Below are 18,800 nucleotides of genomic sequence, written 5' to 3'. Positions count from 1 at the left end.
GACACGTGTCCCATGCGCCCGGTGATCGCGGTCGACCATCCTCGGCGTGTTCCGACGTCGAGGAGATCCCCGTGCAGAGACATTTTCGTATATCAAGGCAGGTCGTGGCGGCCGCGGCCGGCCTCGTCCTGGTGGCGGCCCTGGCGGTGACGGCTGCCGGATCCGCCCAGGCCGAGGGCAAGCCGGGCCAGGAGTCCACCATCGGCACCGACTACCGCAAGGACCCCTACCTCTCCAAGGACCAGATCAAGCTCCTGGATACGCTCGCCGCCAAGTCGACGACACAGCTGCGGGCCGAGAGCTGGCAGCAGGCCCGCACGGTCGGGCGGCTGGAGCTCGAGATCCCCAGCGGCCTGGACCCGAAGGCGTCGATCACCGAGCACGCCACCGCGTTCCTGACCCAGAACCGGCTGCTGTGGAACCTCGCCGACATCCGCGACACCGTCGTCACCAAGGTCGTCGACAGCGGCGACTGCTCCGCGGTGACCTTCAGCCGGGTCGCCGCCGACCGGCTCCCGGTCGCCAACGCCGCCGTCTCGGTCGTGCTCACCCGCGCCGGCCTGATCCGGGGTGTCGCGGGCCAGCTGACCGGCGAGAAGCTGGGCGACGTCAACACCACCAGGCTCGATGTCGGCAAGGCCGCCGAGGTCGTCCGGTCCTACCAGGCCGCCCGGGGCTACGAGGACGCGGACATCACCGAACTGCCGCAGCCGACGCAGGTCGTCCTCGACCCGTACTTCCTGACCGGAGGCGCCCACGCGCCGCGTCTGGCGTGGCTCTACGGCACCCCCGCCTGGACGGAGGGCAAGCCCGACCAGGTCGGCTTCCACCTGGTCGACCAGAGCACCGCGACCATGGCCGCCACCGGTCCCGGCCTGACCCTGACCGACAAGTCGGTCGCCGGATGCCAGTTCGTCAACCCGGTCGCCTGGCTGCAACGGGTCGTCCTCGACCCCGCGACCCGCACTCCCGCCTGGGTGGGCCTGGGCCACCTGGGCATCGCGACGCAGGGAGCCACACCGCTCGCCCGGGCCCGCGACCTCATGGCGAAGCCGCTCTTCGCGCAGCTCTACGGCACCCTGCGGCCCACCCAGGCGCTGCAGGCCCCGCAGCAGTCCACGGATGTCGGCGGCCGGACCGCCGTCCGCTTCCAGGAGTATTACGCGGGCTTCCCGGTCGAGGGCTCCCACCTCACGGTCACGCTCGCCGCCGACGGTCACGCCGAGTCGATCAGCGGCCGGTTCGTCACCTTCCCCACCGCCTACCCGCAGGCCACGGTGACCTCGTCCGCGGCCCTCCTGACCGCGGCCGACCGGTACCGTGCCGTGGTCTGCCAAGGCCAGGCGCTCTGCCTGTCGCAGTTCGCCCTCTGGTGGTCCTCGGTCCAGCCCACGGCCTCGCTGGTCGTCCTCTCCGCCGACCTGTTCGCCGGCACCAGCCTGCGCCCGGGCGAGGAGCGGCTCGTCTACCGCATCGCGCTGCCCGGCCGGATCTCCTATGTCGACGCCCGCGGCAGCGGCACCGAGGTGTTCGCGTTCGGCTCCCACGCACCCGCCGTGCCCTACACGATCCTCAACGGGCAGCAGCTCGACCGCCCCGAGATCACGAAGGCGCCCGGCACCGCACCGCTCACCCCGGGCACGGCCCTGGTCCCCGCCAACACCATGCACCCCGACTCGCTGCGGGTGTCGGGCTTCCTCAACGCGACCGACGCGTTCTACACGTCGCTGGGGCGCAACAGCTTCGACAACCAGGGCACCGCCGTGAAGGTACGCGTCGGGCTGTCCTACGAGGAGAACGGACTGTGGTGCGGGCGGACCCCGCAGGAGACCGGACTCCCCCGGCAGACCGCCGACCCGAACCCGCTCTTCGGGTACGTCGACTGCCTCGACATCCGGATGCACCTCGGCCCCAAGATCGTCTCGCAGGACATCGTGGCGCACGAGTTCACCCACGGCGTCGTCGAGAGCACGTCCGGCTTCCTCGCCACCGGTGAGGCCGGCGCCCTCGGCGAGCACTACGCCGATCTGATGGGCAACCTCGTCGAGAACGACGCCGCCGACTGGCGCATCGCCGAGGACTCCCCCGGCGGCGCGGTCCGCGACATGAAGAACCCGATGGCGTTCGGCGATCCGGACCACGTCGCGCTGATCAACCCGTACTGCCCGACGTGCACGCACCAGACGGCTGGCGTACCCAACCGGGCGGCTGTCATGATCACCGACGGCGGCATCCCGGGGATCGGCAGCCCGGGCATCGGACGGCCCGCGATGGCGCAGCTCGCCTACGCCACCCTCGTCAGCGGCCGGCTGGGCCCGACATCGACCCTGCTCGACCACCGGGTCGAGACCATCGCGACGTGCAAGGACGCGGTGACATCGCCGCTGGGCGGGATCGCGTTCACGGCGGCCATGTGCGACCACATCGCCCGGGCGTTCGACTCCGTCGGCATCACCGCGTTCGAGGACATCGGCTGGCGGGTCGAGTTCATCGGGACCCTGCGGTACACCGTCTACGGCGGCCAGACCCTCTACCGGGGGTGCACGATCGCCGACCAGGTCCTCGTCGCCAGGGACGTGTCGACCGGGCAGGTCCTGACGTCGAACATCGCCGCCGGGCTGAGCATCAGCTTCGCCGGGGAGTGGGACGCGAGGGTGGTGTCGCGGGCGGCGTCGAGCAACCCGACCGCACGCGAAGCCGTGATCGAGCTCTTCATCCCCTGGCAGGACGGCGACAGCCGGATCATCGTCGACCTCGTCGAAACCTACAACAAGCCGGCGGGCGTCACCGACGAGCAGTGCCGCACCCCGCTCGGACCGGTCCACCGCCGGGTCCTCTACAGCGCGTCGGGGTTCGCGCACTGGCCCGTGATCTTCGACGGGGCGCGCGGCAACACCGTCCTCAACGCGTTCCTGTCGATGCCCGTGGGGTGCAGCGTCGACCGGGTCAGCGGACTGCTCTACTGGCGGGGCACCGGGGGCGCGCACAACACGCCCGCACCGCCGTCGGCGACGGTCTACAACGACGGCATCCGCGGGTTCACCATCACGCGTACCAATCCGGGTCAGCCGCGCGATCTCGCGGCGAGCCTGGGCTGGTGGCACATCGGCACCGGCGGGATCTTCCTGCGGGTCGTCTACGACGTGTGGGAGCCGGACAACGTCGACTGCCTGACCGCGGGGCTGCAGACCACCCCGTAACCACCACCGCCGTCGTGGCCGTCCGGTTCGCCGGGCGGCCACGACGCGTTCAGGGCTATGGGCGGCCGAGACCGGCCTCGCGGGCACGCCGCGCGGCGGCATGACGGTCGGCCACGTGGAGCTTGGTGAAGATGTTGGACAGGTGGTTGCGCACCGTCTTCGGGCTCAGATAGAGACGGGCGGCGATGGCCGCGTTGGACTCGCCGTCGGCCAGGTGCGCGAGGATCTCCCGTTCCCGCTCGGTGAGCTCCGGCAGTGCGAGGGCAGGCGCGGCAGCCGCCGGACGAGCCGCGAAATACTCGACGATGCGGGCGGCGATGCTCGGTCCGAAGACGGCCCCGCCGGACGCGACGGACCGGATCGCCGCCACCACCTCGTCCGGGGTCGCGCCCTTGAGCAGGTAGCCCCGGGCGCCCGCGCGCAGCGCGGCGAAGACCGACTCGTCGTCGCCGAGCATCGTCAGCATCAGCACCCCGATGCCGGGCGCCTGCTCGCCGATCGCCCGCACCACCTCCACACCGGACAGATCCGGCATGTCCAGGTCGAGCACGGCCACGTCCGGGCGCCGCTGCACCGCCAGCCGCACCGCCTCGACACCCGAGGTCACGGCCCCGACGCAGGTCAGTCCGGGGTACGCGTCCAGCAGCTGCCGCATCCCGGCGAGGAAGATCGGGTGGTCGTCGGCGACGAGCACGCCCAAGGACGGCTCGGCCGTTTCTTGATCGGGCAAGGTACCCTCCGGATCGGCGCTGGGACCTGCACCACCATGCGGTCGGCGCCGTCCCGACGTCAATGGGTCAGCCGTCCCGGGACCGCCCCATCTTGGAGACCGATGACAGGCGTAGTCGAGCCGCGCGGCCGATCCGGCCGCGCCTGGATCGTGCGGATGGTCCTCGCGGCGCTGCTCGCGCTGCTCGCCCTGGGCTGGCTGTGGGCGGCGCGGGCCGGGCACCCGTCCGACGGGACCTCCATCAACACCGACTCCCGCACCTGGCGCGCGGACGGGGTGGTGCTGACCGTCGCGGTCGGTGCGGACACACCGCTACGGGCCGGCGACACGGTGGTCGCCATCGACGGCCGCCCCCTCGCCTCGGGTTCCCTCGCCGACCCGCGGCCGGTCATCGGCGACACCGTCGTCTACACGGTGGACCGCGCGGGCGTCCGGCTCGACGTGCCGGTCACGCTGACCGACTACCCGTTCCCGGCCCTGGCGGAACGCAACGCGCACACCCTGCCCTACATCCTCTTCATGGTCCTGCTCCCGGCACTCGTCGTCGCCCGGCGCCCGCGCGACCCGGCCGCGGTCACCCTCTACCTCGTCGCCGTCCTGCAGTTCATCGGGTACGCCTCCCACATGTACGGCACCCAGGCGATCGAGGTGGCGACGGGACGGCTGTGGGTCTCCACGGCGGCCGAGGTCGTCAACTGTCTGCTGTGGGCATGCCTGCTGCACTTCGCCATCTCCTTCCCGCAGACCTGGCCGGTGCTGCGCCGCCGCCCCTGGCTGACAGCGCTCGCCTACGTGCTGCCGTTCGCCGCGTACGCGATGGTGGTGGCGCACGCGCTGCCGACGGCGCACGGACTGCGCCGGACCTGGACCCTGCTCGGGGTGTCGGTGCCCGCCGCCGAGTTCTTCCCGCTCCTCGTCCTCGCCGCCGTGATCGTCAGCTATGTACTGGCCCGCGACCCCGCAGCCCGCCAGCGCATGCGCCTGGTCAGCTACGGCCTGGTCGTGCTCGCCGGCGGGTACCTGCTGCTCGGCCGCCTCCCCGAGCAGATCATCGGGCGCCCGCTGATCCCGTGGGAGTACCTCACCATCGTGTGGCTCCCGGCCCTGCTGCTGCTCGCCGCGGCGGTGCTGCGCCACCGCCTGTGGGACATCCAGCTCATCCTGCGCCGCTCCCTGGTCTACGGGCTGGTCACCATCACGCTGATCGGTGTCTACCTGGGGATCGCCGCGCTGCTGAGCGAGGCGTTCGACACCCGCCTCGGGTTCGCTCCGGTGCTGCTCGCCGTCATGGTCGCCCTCTCCTTCTCCGCCGCCCGGACAGCCCTGCGGCGGGCGGTGAGCCGCCTGGTCTACGGCGAGCGGGAGGACCCCTACGAGGTGCTGCGGCAGATCGGCCAGCGGCTGGAGTCGGCGCACTCGGCCGAGACCGCACTGCACCAGCTCGTCTCGACCCTGGTGCGAGCCCTGCGGCTGACCCATGCGGCGATCGAGGTGCCGGGCCTGGCGCTGCCCTCCAGCAGCCACGGCGTGGCCGGGCCTACCGCGACCAGGCTCGTGCTCAGCCACGACGGCGAACCGATCGGCCAACTGGTCCTCGACCCCGGGCCGGACCGGGAGCCGTTCGGCCCCTCCGACCGGCGCCTGCTCGGCGGGCTCGCCCGCCAGGTCAGCACCACCGCGCACGGCCTGCTGCTCGCCGCCCGGCTGCAGCGGACGCTGGAGGGCACCGTGACCGTGCTGGAGGAGGAGCGCCGCAGGCTGCGCCGCGAGATCCACGACGGCCTCGGTCCGACCCTCGCGTCGGCATCGATGCGGCTGGAGCTGGGCCGCTCCCTGATCCGCTCCGACCCGGCGGCGGCCGAGCGCATCCTCGCCGACCTCGCGCAGGTCCACCGAGCCGTGGTCGGGGACATCCGCCAGCTCGTCGACGGACTGCGCCCCACCGTGCTCGACCATCTCGGCCTGAGCGCGGCCCTGCGCGAGCTGGTCGACCGGCTCGGCGGCGGCCTCCGCACGCACCTGGACTGCTCGGTCGGCGCCGACCCGATCGCGGCGGCGGTGGAGGTGGCCGCCTACCGCATCGTCTCGGAGGCGCTCACCAACGTGGTCCGGCACGCGTCGGCCGAGACCTGCGCGATCCGGGTCTGGCGGGACGGGGACCTGCACATCGAGGTCACCGACGACGGCCGGGGCCTGGCACCGGACTACCGGCCCGGGATGGGCCTGACCAGCATCCGCGAGCGCTGCCTGGAACTCGGCGGCAAGGTGGCCATCACCGCCGCGTCGCCCCGGGGCACGGTCGTGCGCTGCCGGCTTCCCATCAGCGTTACCGCAGCGTCCGGCGGGGAGCTGATCGGCACATACCCCTGACCGACGGCTCACCGCCGCCCGGTCACCATTCGCGGGTGGCGATCAGCTCCTCGATGTCGGCGTCGGCGAACCCGTAGGCGGTGGCGACGAAGTGGAAGTCCATGCCGATCGCGTCCCGGGCCACGGTCTCGATCTCGCTGCCCGCCTCGTCGAAAACCTGCTCGAGGTCGTTGAACTCCTCGGTCGCCGCATGCGTGATCGCGTAGAGCGCCGTCAGATCGGCGGGCTGTTCCGCTTCGATGCGGTCACACATCCGGACCAGGATCGCCGTGCCCAGATCGACGACGTGATCGGGGTAGTAGCCGTCCTGGTACATCTCCGCGAGAAACGAATATCCCGCCACTTGCTGGTTGACCGGCACGTTCTCTCCTCGCCCGCAGGGGCGCCCATCGTCTCACCCGCGCGGTCAGGCGCCGCCTCCGGTCCCGGCCGGCGGGGTCCCGACAGGGACGGGCCTTGCGGCCCTGATCAGGACGGGTGCGGCCGGTCACGGTAGAACCATGACCACGCCCGTCACCGCCGCCACCGACCTGCGCCACGCGGTGCGGGCGGCGTTCCGACCGCCACGATCCGGACCTGCCGGCCAGGGTGTCGGTCGGCGGGCACACGGTGGCGGCCCCCGCCGGAGGAGGAGCTCTCGGGTGACCGGCTCGTCGGCGCCGCCGACGAGACCCTGTGCCCGTCCGGGCCGCCGCAGATGCTGCTGCGCGCCGGTTACGCGGTCTTTAGGACCGACTCTTGAAGACTTGCGGCGATCGTGGTCGGCAGTGCCGCCCGACCGGCCCTCACGGCGGGGGCCGATGGTCCCGTCGCAGTCGGGTACGGCGGCACTGCTGCCGGACCGGTGCAGGCAGTGGAATGGAGCTGACAACGACGCACGGAAAGGACACGGACATGACCGCAACGACGCACCGCCCGGCCGCCCACGGAGTCACGAACCGCTTCGACGCCGCAGGCCCGGCCACCGCACCGATCGAGACCACATCGATCGAGACCCCGGCGCAGAAGGCCGCCCGGTACGTCTTCGCCGGGCTGCGCCTGGGCCTCGGCTTCGTCTTCCTGTGGGCCTTTCTGGACAAGGTGTTCGGCCTCGGCCACGAGACCACCGCCAAGGGTGCCTGGATCAACGGCGGCAACCCGACGATGGGCTTCCTGAAGAACGGCGCCGCGGGCCCGTTCACCGACTTCTACCACGCCATCGCCGGGCACCCCGTCACCAACTGGCTGTTCATGCTCGCCCTGCTCGGGGTCGGCGCCGCCCTCGTCACCGGCATCGGCATGCGGTTCGCCGCGGTCGCCGGCGGCCTGCTCACGGTCATGATGTGGACGGTCGTCCTGCCTCCGGAGAACAACCTCTTCATGGACGACCACCTGATCTACGCCGGCCTGCTGGCCGCGCTCGCCCTGGTCAACGCCGGTGACACCCTCGGCCTCGGCCGGCTCTGGGGCAACCTCGCGATCGTCCAGCGGTACCCCGTCCTGAAGTAGGACCGCCGCCACGCCATCCCGGCCCCGCCCACCAGGGCGACGGCCGGGACTGTCGTGTCTCGGACTCGCCGTATCACGGCGTCGTCGGCGCCGCTCTGTATCTCCGGACCATCGCAGCGGTGTGCTCGGTCGAGCGCCCCGGCAGGCACGACAGGAGAGGCAGCGGAACCATGACGGTCGAATACGCCCGGGATCTGGACGTCGCGCAGGGTTACGACTCCACACCGGCCACGCACCGCCCGTACGGGCGCATCGTCGGGTGGACGATCGGCGACTCCACCATCGCGCCGGACATCACGGTGACCGATCCGAGGCCGCCGGGCTCCCCCGTCACCCCGACCGGCCAGGCGGTCGCAGTGCTGTCGCATGTGGACTGGTCGACGCTGCCGACCGAGAACATCGCGCTGCGCGGCCGGGTATCGGCGGCGAACGCGCGGCAGCTGAGGATGCTGGCCGCCCGGCCGTTGACCAGGACGGTCATGTCGATCGCCGTCGTCGTCTACGAGTACGACCCGGTCACCAACGCCTACTACCCGAGCTTCGCCACGTTTGCCGGCACGGCGCCCGGCGGTGCGGTGAAGCCCGGCGCGCCCGGTGCCGGCGGCTTCGGCTCCGCAGCCACGCCCGCGATCTACGCCCTGCTCGGCAAGACCAGCGGGACGGAGCTCGGCCTCACCATCGCGCAGGCTCCCTCGGCGGACCCGGTCGGCATCGTGAACGTCGAGCTGGCGGTGACGCTGGCACCGCCCATCGCCGCCAAGCCGCAGCAGATCCGCATGCAGACCTCCCCGACGGCGAAGCGGATCCAGCCGTGGGGCCTGCCGCAGGTCTAGGTCCTAGAGCGGCACCGACCAGCGGACCGTGGTGCCGTGGGGTGCGGTCGGTGTCACCGTGAAGTCGCCGGACAGGCGGGTCGCGCGGCGGCGCATGTTGGCGAGGCCGCCCCGCTCGTCGGCCGCGCCGATCCCGACCCCGTCATCGGTCACCGTCAGGCTCAGCCGGCCCTCCCGGACGGCGACGGCCACGTCCACCCGCTGCGCCCGGGCGTGTTTGGCCACATTGGACAGGGCCTCCCGCAGGACCGCGAGCAGCTCGGGGCGCACCTCGTCGGAGGCGGCGCTGTCGACGGGGCCGTCGAGCCGCAGCCCGGCGCGGAACCCCAGGGTCATGGCGGCGGCGGACCGTCGAGCGGATGTCGGCCCGCAGGTCGGCGTCGACCGGGCTGCGCAGCTCGAAGATCGCCGACCGGATGTCGCGGATGGTGGCGTCCAGGTCGTCGACGGCGTTGCTGATCCGCGTACTCACCTCGGGCTTCGCCGCGAGCCTCGCGGCGGTCTGCAGCTGCAGGCCGGTCGCGAAGAGCCGCTGGATGACGACGTCGTGCAGGTCACGCGCGATGCGCTCGCGGTCCTCGAGCACGACGAGCATCTCGCGTTCCTCGGTGGCCCGCGCCCGCTCCAGCGCGAGGGCGGCCTGGTCGGCGAAGGTCGCCAGGAGGGCGGCGTCGATCTGCGGATCGAAGGTGGGTCCGCCCGGCGACTGCGCGACCACGAGAACGCCCAGCACGGTGCCACCGACCGCCAGCGGGGCCAGCAGCGCGGACCCGACATCGAGGTCGATCGGCCACGTGACCGCCGTCCGCAGATCGTCCACGATGACGTGGCGGCGGTCGAGCAGGTCGGCCAGGGGCGTCGCCACGACCGAGATCGTCGCGCCGATCAGCTCGTCGTTGGCGGGATCGCAGACCTCGATGGTTAGCTCGTCGGCGTCGCCGTCGCGCAGCAGCACCAGCACCTGCGCGGCGTCGGCGACCTCCCGGGCCCGCCGGGCGACGAGCGCGAGCGATTCGGTCCGCCGGACCTCGCCCAGCAGCACCCCGGTGATCTCGGCGGTCGCCTCCAGCCAGCGCTGCCGGCGGGCGACCAGCGCGTAGAGGCGCGCGTTCTCGATCGCGACGCCCGCGGCGGCGGCGAGCGCGACCATGATCTCCTGGTCCTCCGGGGTGAACTCGGCGGCGCCGCGCTTCTCGGTCAGGTAGAGGTTGCCGAAGACCTGGTCGCGGATGCGGATCGGTACGCCGAGGAAGCTGCGCATCGGCGGGTGGTGCGGCGGGAACCCGACCGACTGGGGGTGCCGGCCGATGTCGGGGAGGCGGACCGGGTGCGGCTCCCGGATCAGCAGGCCGAGCACCCCGGCGCCGTGCGGCAGGTCGCCGATCGCCTCGTGCTCGGCGACGGTGAGCCCGTCGGTGATGAACTCCACCAACTGCTGGTCGGGGCCGATGACGCCGAGGGCGCCGTAGCGGGCGTCGGCGAGCCGGCACGCGGCCACGACGATGCGGTGCAGGGTGCTGCGCAGGTCGAGGTCGGTGCCGATGCCGACGACCGCCTCCAGCAGGGCGGTGAGGCGCTCCCGCCCGGCCATCACCTCACCGACACGGACCAGCATCTCCTGCAGCAGCTCGTCGAGGCGCACGCTGGACAGGGACGACAACCCCAGTGCGGGAGCGCTCCAGACATCCTCGGATGTCACTTTCCGCTGCTCATCCACGATCGCGATCCTACGCGCCCGTCCTCGCCGTCGCGCGGCGGCGACGCTGCTCCCCGGTGGGGGCCGAAGGGCCCGCCCGGGGGTGCCGTCCTGCTCCTGCGCCCACGGTCCGTCCCGCTGTCCAATGGGACAACGGCACATTCGGCGGCGCCGACCGCCGCGTAGTGAGAGGCTCGAGCCATGACCAGCACATCAGCGCCGACACCGGGCAGGCCCCTCGCCGCCGCGCTCGCCGAGGCGGCCGAGACCGCCGGGCACGCACCGTCGATCCACAACACGCAGCCGTGGCGCTGGCGGGTCGGGACCGACGCGCTCGACCTCTACGCGGACCGCTCGCGGTCGCTGCCGGCGACCGATCCGGACGGGCGGATGCTGCTGACCAGCTGTGCGGCGGCCCTGCATCACGCGCAGGTCGCGCTGGCCGCCGAGGGACTGCTGACCGCGGTGGAGCTGCTGCCGACACCGGCGGAGCCCGACCACCTCGCCCGGGTGACGATCACCGGCACAGCACCGGTCACCCCGGAGGCGGTCCGGCTGGTCCAGGCCATCGGGATGCGCCACACCGACCGCCGGCCCACGATCGAGGAAGAGCTCACCGCCGACCAGATCGAGCAGCTGCGACAGGCCGCCGCCGCGCAGGGTGTGCACCTGCACCGGCTCACCCCGGACCAGACCACCGAGCTCGCCGTCGCCGTCTCCCGGGCCGAGGACGTCGCCGCCGCGGATCCGGCCCTGGTCGCGGAGACCACTCGGTGGACCGGCGGTGACCGGCCGGACGGCACCGGCGTCCCCGCCGACGTGATCCCCGACCGGCGTCCGCAGACCGACGTCGGGGAGCGGGACTTCGCCGTGCCGGGGACGCTGCGCATCGGCGGCGAGCACGACAAGCACGCCGCCTATGTGGTGCTCTTCAGCGACACCGACGAGCCGCGGGACTGGCTGCGGGCCGGGCAGGCGATGTCGGCGGCATGGTTGCGGGCGACCGAGCTCGGCATCGCGGTCCTGCCGTTCAGCCAGGTCATCGAGGTCGACGCCACCCGGCAGCTGCTGCGCCGGATGCTCGCCGACCTCGGCTACGCCCACCTCGTCCTCCGGCTGGGCATCGCCGATCCCGACCATGTCGGTCCCCCGCGGACGCCGAGACTCGACGCCGCCCACACGATCGAGATCGATCCGGCCGCTCGGGCCGCCGGGCCCGCCGTGTAGGGCCGAACGGCCCTGAGCCACGCGCGGTGGGAGGGGTAGAAATAGAGCATGATCCGGGTTTTCCTGCTCGACGACCACGAGGTGGTCCGCCGCGGCCTGATCGACCTGCTCCAGCAGGACGGCGACATCGAGGTGGTCGGCGAGTCCGGCTCCGCACAGGAGGCCACCCGCCGGATCCCCGCGCTCAAGCCGCACGTCGCGATCCTCGACGCCCGCCTGCCCGACGGCAGCGGCATCGATGTCTGCCGGGACGTACGCGCCGTGGACGCCTCGATCCAGGGCCTCATCCTCACCTCCTACGAGGACGACGAGGCACTGTTCGCCGCGATCATGGCGGGGGCGGCCGGATACGTGCTCAAGCAGATCCGGGGCACCGACCTCGTCGACGCCGTCCGCCGGGTCGCCGCGGGACAGTCCATGCTGGATCCCATCGTCACCGCCCGGGTGCTCGACCGGATCCGCCACGGCGTCGAGCAGCCCAGTGAGCTGCAGCTCCTCACCGAGCAGGAGCGCCGGATCCTCGAATATGTCGCGGAAGGGCTGACCAACCACGAGATCGCCGGGCGGATGTTCCTCGCCGACAAGACCGTCAAGAACTACGTCTCGAGCATCCTGTCCAAGCTGGGGCTGGAACGGCGTACGCAGGCCGCCGTGCTCGCCACCCGCCTGCTGGGCCGGGCCCGGGGCTAGAGCCCCGCTCAGGCCGCCGCTTTGGCCGGCCGGGTGGACGCCTCGGGTGACCGGTAGGCGAGCAGCGTGAAGAAGGCCGCGAGCGCGAAGGCGCCCTGCGCCATGGTGTTGACGGTCTGCTCGATCCACTGGAACGCGATGGTGGTGCCGTCCGGGTGGCTGCGCAGCGGGACGAGGCCCGCGACGGCGAGGATGCCGATGACGAACAGCACCGCGGAACCGTAGGCGCGGATCCGCACCGCCAGGACGATCCCGGTGACGCTCACGCCCATGACCCCGACCGAGGCGAGGATGAAGATCGGCTGGATGCTGCCCTGCGCGATGGCGAGCCCGGTGGCGATGACCGGCGCGGCGGCGTAGGGCCACCACGGCATCTCGCCGTGCAGCGACCACAGCAGCATGGCCGCCCCGGTCATGAGCAGCGGGAACAGGGCGCTGCCCAGCCAGGTGACGTCCGGGCCGCCGGTCGAGATGATGATCTTCCACAGGCAGCGGGTGAGCCCGGCGACGAACATGATGACCGCGGCGGTGATGCCGGCCCGGGGCTTGCGCAGCATGCCGAGCATCAGGAACCCCACGAAGCCGAGCAGCGTCGGCAGGAGGTCCTCGATCGCCAGGCTCAGAGAGAAGTCGTCGGCGCTGCTCATTCGGTGAACCCCGCATAGTCGATGATGGACGATGACGGGCATCAGCATGCCGCTTCGACGGCCACCAATGCGACCCGTCGCGGGTCACGGTTTGCTCACGGCCGCCGGGTCCGCCGAACCGGGACCTTCGCCGCGCGATCGCGGGCCGTTCGGCACTCACCGGCGTGGCACGATGCGAGCAGCCTGGGGGTAAGCCGCGACCCCTGGAGGAGACATGACGACTCACGAGGGCATCCGCCACCACGACGCCCCACCCCCGATCCCCGACACCGTCGATCCGGCGCTTCGCAGCCAGTGGGACGACCTGACCGCGGCAACCCCGGCACCGCCGGCGTTCGACCCCGGCATGCTGACGGGGCTGCCGCAACCCGTACGCCGTTGGCTGACGCACGCCATCGCGCCCGGAACCCCGCTGCGCCGCTCGGCGGTCCTGCATCAGCAGGGCCAGATCAAGCTCGGCCGGTGGTGGCGTTACCGGGCCGATTGGGCGCTCGCCCCGCTGAGCGGGTTCATCTGGGCCGCCAGGACCAGCCTCGGTCCGGTGACGATCCGGGGATTCGACCGCTACACCCGGAGCACCGGCGAGATGCGCTGGGACCTGTTCGGACTCGTCCCCTTCATGCGGGCCACCGGACCCGACGTCACCCGCAGCGCCCTGGGGCGGCTCGCCGCCGAACTCTGCTTCGTCCCCGCCGCCGCGCTCGCCGCCGAGCTGGTCTGGAGCCCGGTCGACGACCACCGGGCGACCGCGGCCGTGACGGTCGACGGCAGCACCAGCCGCCTCACGATCACCGTCGCCGACACGGGCACATTGACCAGGGTGGACGTTCCGCGCTGGGGACAGCCCGGCGGCACCGCCTTCGGCGAGCACCTCTTCACCGCCGTGCTCGACGGACCCGAGCGCGATTTCGACGGCTACACCATTCCCGTCACCGGCCGCGCGGGCTGGTGGCACTGCCCGGACGGGTGCGCGAGCGAGGAGTTCATCCGCTTCAGCATCGATCAGGCGCACTACCGCTGAGTCGCCGAAGCCCGCCGCCGGAGTCACAGCGGCGGGCTTCAGCGTGGCCTCAGTGTCCGCGGGCGAGCCACTCTTCCAGGTGCGGTGCCTCCGCGCCGATGGCGGTCGTGTCGCCGTGTCCGGTGTAGACGGTGGTGTCGGGCGGGAGCACCAGCAGCCGGTCGCGGATCGAGTCGATGATCGTCGGGAAGGAGCTGAACGACCGTCCGGTCGCACCGGGACCGCCCTGGAACAGGGTGTCCCCGGAGAAGAGCGCCGCCAGCTCCGGCACGTGCAGGCAGACCGCGCCCGGCGCGTGGCCCGGCGTGTGCAGCACCCGCGCGACGACCCCGGCGACCGGGAACAGGTCGCCGTCGGAGATCAGCTGGTCGGGCTCGCGGTCCGGGTGGGTCCGGCGCCACAGCTCGGTGTCGTCGGCGTGCAGGAAGACCGGGGCACCGGTCAGCTCGGCGAGCGCGGGTGCGGCGTCGATGTGGTCGTTGTGCGCGTGGGTGCAGACGATCGCGGTGACCCGCCGGCCGCCGATCGCGGCAGCGATCGCCGGTGCGTCGTGGGCGGCGTCCACGACGAGCACCTCGTCGTCGTCACCGAGCAGCCAGACGTTGTTGTCGACGTCCCAGGTGCCGCCGTCGAGGCTGAAGGTGCCCGAGGTGACGACCCGTTCGATCCGGGCGCCGGTCACAGCTCCACCACCGAGCGCAGGACTTCGCCGCGCTGCATCTTGGCGAACGCGTCCTCGATGTCGCCCAGGCCGATCCGCTCCGTCACGAACGCGTCGAGGTCGAGCCGTCCCTGCAGGTAGAGCGAGATCAGCATCGGGAAGTCGCGCGAGGGCAGGCAGTCGCCGTACCAGGAGGATTTGAGCGACCCACCGCGGCCGAAGACGTCCAGCAGCGGGAGCTCCAGCTGCATCTCCGGAGTGGGTACGCCCACCAGCACCACGGTCCCGGCGAGGTCGCGAGCGTAGAAGGCCTGCCGGTAGGTCTCCGGACGGCCGACCGCCTCGACGACCACATCCGCGCCGAAGCCGCCGGTGAGTTCCCGGATCGCCTCGACCACATCGGCCTGACCGGCGTTGACGGTGTGCGTCGCGCCGAACTGGCGCGCCCAGTCGAGCTTGCGGTCGGAGAGGTCCACGCCGATGATCGTCGTCGCACCCGCCAGCCTGGCTCCGGCGATCGCCGCGTTGCCGACCCCGCCGCAGCCGATGACCGCGACGCTGTCGCCGCGGGTCACCGCGCCGGTGTTGAGCACCGCGCCGAGCCCGGCCATCACCCCGCAGCCGAGCAGTCCCGCGACCGCGGGCGCCGCAGCCGGGTCGACCTTGGTGCACTGGCCGGCCGCGACCAGGGTCTTCTCGACGAAGGCGCCGATGCCGAGGGCGGGCGAGAGCGCGGTGCCGTCGGCGAGGGTCATCTTCTGCTGGGCGTTGTGGGTGGCGAAGCAGTACCACGGCTTGCCGCGCAGGCAGGCCCGGCAACTGCCGCAGACGGCGCGCCAGTTGAGGATCACGTAATCCCCCGGCGCGACCTCGGTGACACCGGCGCCGACCGCCTCGACGATCCCGGCGGCCTCGTGGCCGAGCAGGAACGGGAAGTCGTCGTTGATGCCGCCCTCGCGATAGTGCAGGTCGGTGTGGCACACCCCGCACGCCTGCACCTGGACCAGCGCCTCGCCCGGTCCGGGATCGGGCACCAGGATCGTCTCCAGGCTGACCGGACCATGCTTGACGCGGGCGACAACCCCGCGGACCTCGTGAACCACCGTGGCCTCCTCGACACGTGGACACGCTTCCGGCACCAGGACGGCCGGAAGCGCGTGATGAGGGGGAGTTTACGGGCCGATGGCGGGGCCGCCGGATCGCGGCGCCCCACCACCGGCCACGGACCTAGCCGAGCTGGACGGCGATGTCGCTCACCTGGGTCGACGTCGGGAAAGTGCCGATGCGGCGGGCGGCACCGGTGATCAGGTTGACGGCGTAGAGGCGGTACCGGCCGCCGACGGAGAGCGCGGCGTACCCGGTCGCCGCGGTGGCCTTGCCCTGATAGACGGTGGAGCGGATGTCGAATCCGGCGTCGGCGCCCGCGTCCACACCCAGCTTGCCGGTCAGCGCGAGCAGGCCGGCATTGGCGGGCGACTGGACGGCTGCCTGGTCCAGGACGGTGTCCAGGTCGTAGAGCGTGGTGCCGGTGGTCGGGTCCAGGTCGTTGTTGGTGTAGGCGACGGCGGACACCCCGGCGACCGCGGCGACGGCCGGCGGGTAGGTCAGCGGCGCGTCGGTGATGGTGGTGCCGAGAGTGACGTCGTGGCGCAGGTTCTGGCCGGTGTCGCTGACGATCCGCAGCCGGTCGGCGGCAGGGTTGAAGTCGACGCCGAAGAACTGACCGCTGAGGGCGGCCGTGAGCTGGCTGACCTTGGTGGCCGCCGCTCCGATGAAGGTGTAGATGCCACCCTGCTCGCCGACACCGTAGAGCTTGCGGTCCTGCACCCGGTAGTCGATGCCGACGATGCGGGTGTCGCCGACGAGCCCGCTGACGGCACCGAGCGACCTCGTCCTGGCGGGCTCGTCGACGCGGAAGGTCACCAGGCTCTGGGTGCTGGTCAGGCCGATTGCGACCGGCGCGTGGCCGCGACGGGTGGGCGGCCCGTAGCCGTCCGTCGCCGCGCTCGCAGCCGTCGGCGCGGCCAGCCCGGCGACGATCGCGGCCAGCATGACCAGGTGCGTAGGACGTAGCTTCATGTGTTCCCCGTGATCTAGACGACGATTCCTCCGCATCATCCAGCGCGGAACACACGGCTCAGGGGACCGACACCCGACACGGCGCCCATTTAGTATGAAATTATTGTTATAACCACTAAGTATATGAATAGCCCAACACCGCTCATCTCAAGCGTGAGCAGGGTTTATCCGGCCCGGTTACGGGTATCGGGGGCGAAGTGAATGGCATTCAGCAAGCTCGCGAGCGTCTCCGCCGCCGCCTGGAAGCGGCCCAACGCGCCGCACCACCGCCCTTCGTCGAGGGATCGACCGAGCCCGTCGCGGTCATCGCCGCGGCCCCGACGGTCGACGACGGCATCCCCCGAGGTGTCCGGCTCGCCGCCGCCTGGGCCTGGCGGTTCATCCTGCTCGTCGGCGCCGCCTACCTGGTGCTGAGGCTCGTCGCCGTGCTCCGGGTGGTGGTGATCCCGGTCGTCGTCGCCCTCCTGCTGGCAGCCCTCTTCGCTCCCGTGGCCGCGATGCTCCGCCGCCGCGGTGTCAACAGATCGATCGCCGCGACACTGGTCCTCGTCACCGGCCTGGTCACCGTGTTCGGCGGCCTCGGACTGATCATCTCGACCTTCGTCGGGGAGTTCGACAACCTCTCCAAGCAGGTCTCCCAGGGCATCACCGAGATCCAGAACTGGCTGGTTTCGGGTCCGCTGCACCTGTCGCAAACACAGCTCGACAGCTGGGTCGACCGCTGGCAGAAGGACCTGACCAGCAATCAGGACACGCTGACCTCCGGGGCGCTGACCACCGCGGCGACGCTCGCCGAGATCCTGGCCGGCTTCCTCGTCGTCCTGTTCACGCTGTTCTTCTTCCTGCGCGACGGCGAGCAGATCTGGCAGTTCCTGTGCCGGCTGCTGCCGATGAACGCCCGCCTGCCGGTCGCCCGCGCCGGGCACTACTCCTGGCACACCCTCGGCTCCTACGTCCGCGCCACCGTCCTGGTCGCGTTCATCGACGCGGTCGGCATCGGCGTCGGGCTGCTCATCATGGGCATTCCGCTGGCGCTGCCCCTCGCGGCGCTCATCTTCCTGGGCGCCTTCATCCCGGTCATCGGCGCCGCCCTGTCCGGGGTCGTCGCGGTCCTGGTCGCCCTGGTCACGCAGGGCCCGCTCAGCGCCGTGATCGTCCTGGGCATCGTCATCGCCGTCCAGCAGCTCGAAGGCCACGTCCTGCAGCCGCTGATCATGGGCCGTGCGGTCTCGCTGCACCCGCTCGCCGTCATCCTCGCGATCACCACCGGAGTCGTGACGGCCGGCATCGTGGGCGGGCTGGTCGCCGTACCCCTGCTCGCCGTGGGCAACACGGCGGTGCGCTACATGTCGGCGCACCCCGGCGGCGAACCCACCCCCGACCACGAGCCGCCGGGCACCGAACCGGCCGTGGACGAGTTGCCCGACGCCCTCAACGTCGTGCGGCAGGACCCCGAGCCGACCCGGTAGTCAGCGCGAGCCGCGGTTGTTCAGGGACGTGAGCTGGTGGATGTCGTGGCGGCGGCGCAGCTCCACGATCGCGGCCGGGTCGGGCGGCCCGTCGGCGGAGAGCAGGTCGGTGAGCTCCTGCAGATAGGCCTCGTGCCCCGACGGCGAGACGAGGAAGAGCATCTTCGCCGGTCGCGTCGTCGGGTTGAAGAAGGCGTGCGGGCAGCCGACGGGCACGTGCATGAAGCTGCCGGGTCCGCCGCGCAGGACCGTTTCGCCGGTCTCGGACTCCCACGTCCGCCAGTCGCCGCCGGCCTGGGAGGCGGGATGGAAGGCGAGCAGGTCGAGCTCGCCTTCCAGGATGTAGAAGATCTCCTCGGCCTCGTGGTGCAGGTGCGCCCCGACGTCGAAGCCCGGGGCGACCTCGGCCTCGAACGCGGACCAGATCGCCGACCGCTCGGCACCGGCCTTGAGGGTCATGCTCTGGATCCTGCGGCCGCCACCCGGCGGTAGCAGCAGACCATCGGTCATGTCAGCTCAGCTCACATCTGTCTCGGAGGCCTGCGCCTCGGCCGGTGTCCGTATCCTCCGGGAACCGCCGCCGGACCGCATCGCACCTGGGGTGGAGGCCCGACTACAACGCACGCGGTATCCACTGTGGCGGCTCCTCCCCCGGCGTCAGGGCGGGCGACCCGCGGTGTGACGCACGC

Annotated in this window: 15 protein-coding genes and 1 pseudogene; 8 read left to right on the top strand and 8 right to left on the bottom strand. The window is 71.9% G+C overall.

Features of this window, described 5'->3' with window-relative positions; genetic code table 11:
* The first annotated feature begins 104 nt into the window (after window positions 1–104).
* Window positions 105–3,200, top strand: coding sequence for a M4 family metallopeptidase (locus F4553_RS38130; RefSeq protein ID WP_184846312.1), 3,096 nt, complete (start codon window positions 105–107; stop codon window positions 3,198–3,200).
* Between the two features lie 55 nt (window positions 3,201–3,255).
* On the opposite strand, the gene F4553_RS38125 is transcribed toward F4553_RS38130, so the two are convergent.
* Complete coding sequence (locus F4553_RS38125; protein WP_246467600.1) at window positions 3,256–3,930, bottom strand: response regulator transcription factor; 675 nt, start codon at window positions 3,928–3,930, stop codon at window positions 3,256–3,258.
* Window positions 3,931–4,032: 102 nt separating this feature from the next.
* Here F4553_RS38125 and F4553_RS38120 point away from each other — a divergent pair, with 102 nt between their 5' ends.
* Complete coding sequence (locus F4553_RS38120; protein WP_184846310.1) at window positions 4,033–6,300, top strand: ATP-binding protein; 2,268 nt, start codon at window positions 4,033–4,035, stop codon at window positions 6,298–6,300.
* 22 nt (window positions 6,301–6,322) lie between these two features.
* Here F4553_RS38120 and F4553_RS38115 read toward each other — a convergent pair whose 3' ends face one another.
* A complete protein-coding gene (locus F4553_RS38115) occupies window positions 6,323–6,661 on the bottom strand; it encodes a DUF5713 family protein (RefSeq protein WP_184846308.1) in 339 nt (112 codons plus the stop codon).
* 533 nt (window positions 6,662–7,194) lie between these two features.
* On the opposite strand from F4553_RS38115, the gene F4553_RS38110 reads away from it, so the two are divergent.
* Complete coding sequence (locus F4553_RS38110) at window positions 7,195–7,788, top strand: hypothetical protein (RefSeq protein ID WP_246467599.1); 594 nt, start codon at window positions 7,195–7,197, stop codon at window positions 7,786–7,788.
* Window positions 7,789–7,958: 170 nt separating this feature from the next.
* Complete coding sequence (locus F4553_RS38105) at window positions 7,959–8,621, top strand: hypothetical protein (protein ID WP_184846306.1); 663 nt, start codon at window positions 7,959–7,961, stop codon at window positions 8,619–8,621.
* A 3-nt stretch (window positions 8,622–8,624) separates the two neighbouring features.
* Here F4553_RS38105 and F4553_RS38100 read toward each other — a convergent pair.
* Window positions 8,625–10,281: pseudogene (locus tag F4553_RS38100) on the bottom strand (sensor histidine kinase).
* A gap of 237 nt (window positions 10,282–10,518) precedes the next feature.
* Here F4553_RS38100 and F4553_RS38095 point away from each other — a divergent pair.
* Both F4553_RS38095 and F4553_RS38090 read left to right on the top strand, forming a co-directional pair.
* Window positions 10,519–11,544 (top strand): Acg family FMN-binding oxidoreductase, encoded by a 1,026-nt coding sequence (locus F4553_RS38095; RefSeq protein WP_184846304.1) that lies wholly within the window; start codon window positions 10,519–10,521, stop codon window positions 11,542–11,544.
* Window positions 11,545–11,592: 48 nt separating this feature from the next.
* Complete coding sequence (locus tag F4553_RS38090) at window positions 11,593–12,234, top strand: response regulator (RefSeq protein WP_184846302.1); 642 nt, start codon at window positions 11,593–11,595, stop codon at window positions 12,232–12,234.
* A gap of 8 nt (window positions 12,235–12,242) precedes the next feature.
* Here F4553_RS38090 and F4553_RS38085 read toward each other — a convergent pair whose 3' ends face one another.
* Complete coding sequence (locus tag F4553_RS38085) at window positions 12,243–12,881, bottom strand: hypothetical protein (RefSeq protein ID WP_184846299.1); 639 nt, start codon at window positions 12,879–12,881, stop codon at window positions 12,243–12,245.
* 214 nt (window positions 12,882–13,095) lie between these two features.
* Between F4553_RS38085 and F4553_RS38080 the strand changes: the two genes are divergently transcribed.
* The gene (locus tag F4553_RS38080) at window positions 13,096–13,902 is read left to right on the top strand and encodes a DUF6544 family protein (protein ID WP_184846297.1); all 807 of its coding nucleotides are present in this window, start codon (window positions 13,096–13,098) and stop codon (window positions 13,900–13,902) included.
* Between the two features lie 49 nt (window positions 13,903–13,951).
* Here the strand turns inward: F4553_RS38080 and F4553_RS38075 are convergent, their stop codons facing one another.
* The 3 genes from F4553_RS38075 to F4553_RS38065 all read right to left on the bottom strand — a co-directional run bounded on the left by F4553_RS38075 (window position 13,952) and on the right by F4553_RS38065 (window position 16,642).
* The gene (locus tag F4553_RS38075; RefSeq protein ID WP_184846295.1) at window positions 13,952–14,584 is read right to left on the bottom strand and encodes an MBL fold metallo-hydrolase; all 633 of its coding nucleotides are present in this window, start codon (window positions 14,582–14,584) and stop codon (window positions 13,952–13,954) included.
* A complete protein-coding gene (locus F4553_RS38070; RefSeq protein ID WP_184846293.1) occupies window positions 14,581–15,666 on the bottom strand; it encodes an S-(hydroxymethyl)mycothiol dehydrogenase in 1,086 nt (361 codons plus the stop codon). The genes F4553_RS38075 and F4553_RS38070 overlap by 4 nt, the downstream gene beginning before the upstream one ends.
* A gap of 124 nt (window positions 15,667–15,790) precedes the next feature.
* Entirely contained in the window at window positions 15,791–16,642 is an 852-nt protein-coding gene (locus F4553_RS38065) for a DUF4394 domain-containing protein (RefSeq protein ID WP_184846291.1), read from the bottom strand.
* Window positions 16,643–16,839: 197 nt separating this feature from the next.
* On the opposite strand from F4553_RS38065, the gene F4553_RS38060 reads away from it, so the two are divergent.
* Entirely contained in the window at window positions 16,840–18,111 is a 1,272-nt protein-coding gene (locus tag F4553_RS38060) for an AI-2E family transporter (protein WP_184846289.1), read from the top strand.
* Here F4553_RS38060 and F4553_RS38055 read toward each other — a convergent pair whose 3' ends face one another.
* On the bottom strand, window positions 18,112–18,621 hold the full coding sequence (locus F4553_RS38055) for a cupin domain-containing protein (RefSeq protein WP_184846287.1): 510 nt from the start codon (window positions 18,619–18,621) through the stop codon (window positions 18,112–18,114). It lies immediately after the preceding gene.
* Window positions 18,622–18,800: the final 179 nt, after the last annotated feature.

The organism is Allocatelliglobosispora scoriae, assembly GCF_014204945.1.
GTDB lineage: Bacteria > Actinomycetota > Actinomycetes > Mycobacteriales > Micromonosporaceae > Allocatelliglobosispora > Allocatelliglobosispora scoriae.
The sequence above is the reverse complement of the archived record's forward strand: the minus strand, read 5'-3'. Positions and strand labels throughout refer to the sequence as shown.

Coding starts and splice junctions, on each gene's coding strand:
- F4553_RS38120 (WP_184846310.1), top strand. CDS start 4,033: ATGACAGGCGTAGTCGAGCCGCGCGGCCGATCCGGCCGCGCCTGGATC.
- F4553_RS38110 (WP_246467599.1), top strand. CDS start 7,195: ATGACCGCAACGACGCACCGCCCGGCCGCCCACGGAGTCACGAACCGC.
- F4553_RS38105 (WP_184846306.1), top strand. CDS start 7,959: ATGACGGTCGAATACGCCCGGGATCTGGACGTCGCGCAGGGTTACGAC.
- F4553_RS38095 (WP_184846304.1), top strand. CDS start 10,519: ATGACCAGCACATCAGCGCCGACACCGGGCAGGCCCCTCGCCGCCGCG.
- F4553_RS38090 (WP_184846302.1), top strand. CDS start 11,593: ATGATCCGGGTTTTCCTGCTCGACGACCACGAGGTGGTCCGCCGCGGC.
- F4553_RS38085 (WP_184846299.1), bottom strand. CDS start 12,881: ATGAGCAGCGCCGACGACTTCTCTCTGAGCCTGGCGATCGAGGACCTC.
- F4553_RS38080 (WP_184846297.1), top strand. CDS start 13,096: ATGACGACTCACGAGGGCATCCGCCACCACGACGCCCCACCCCCGATC.
- F4553_RS38065 (WP_184846291.1), bottom strand. CDS start 16,642: ATGAAGCTACGTCCTACGCACCTGGTCATGCTGGCCGCGATCGTCGCC.
- F4553_RS38055 (WP_184846287.1), bottom strand. CDS start 18,621: ATGACCGATGGTCTGCTGCTACCGCCGGGTGGCGGCCGCAGGATCCAG.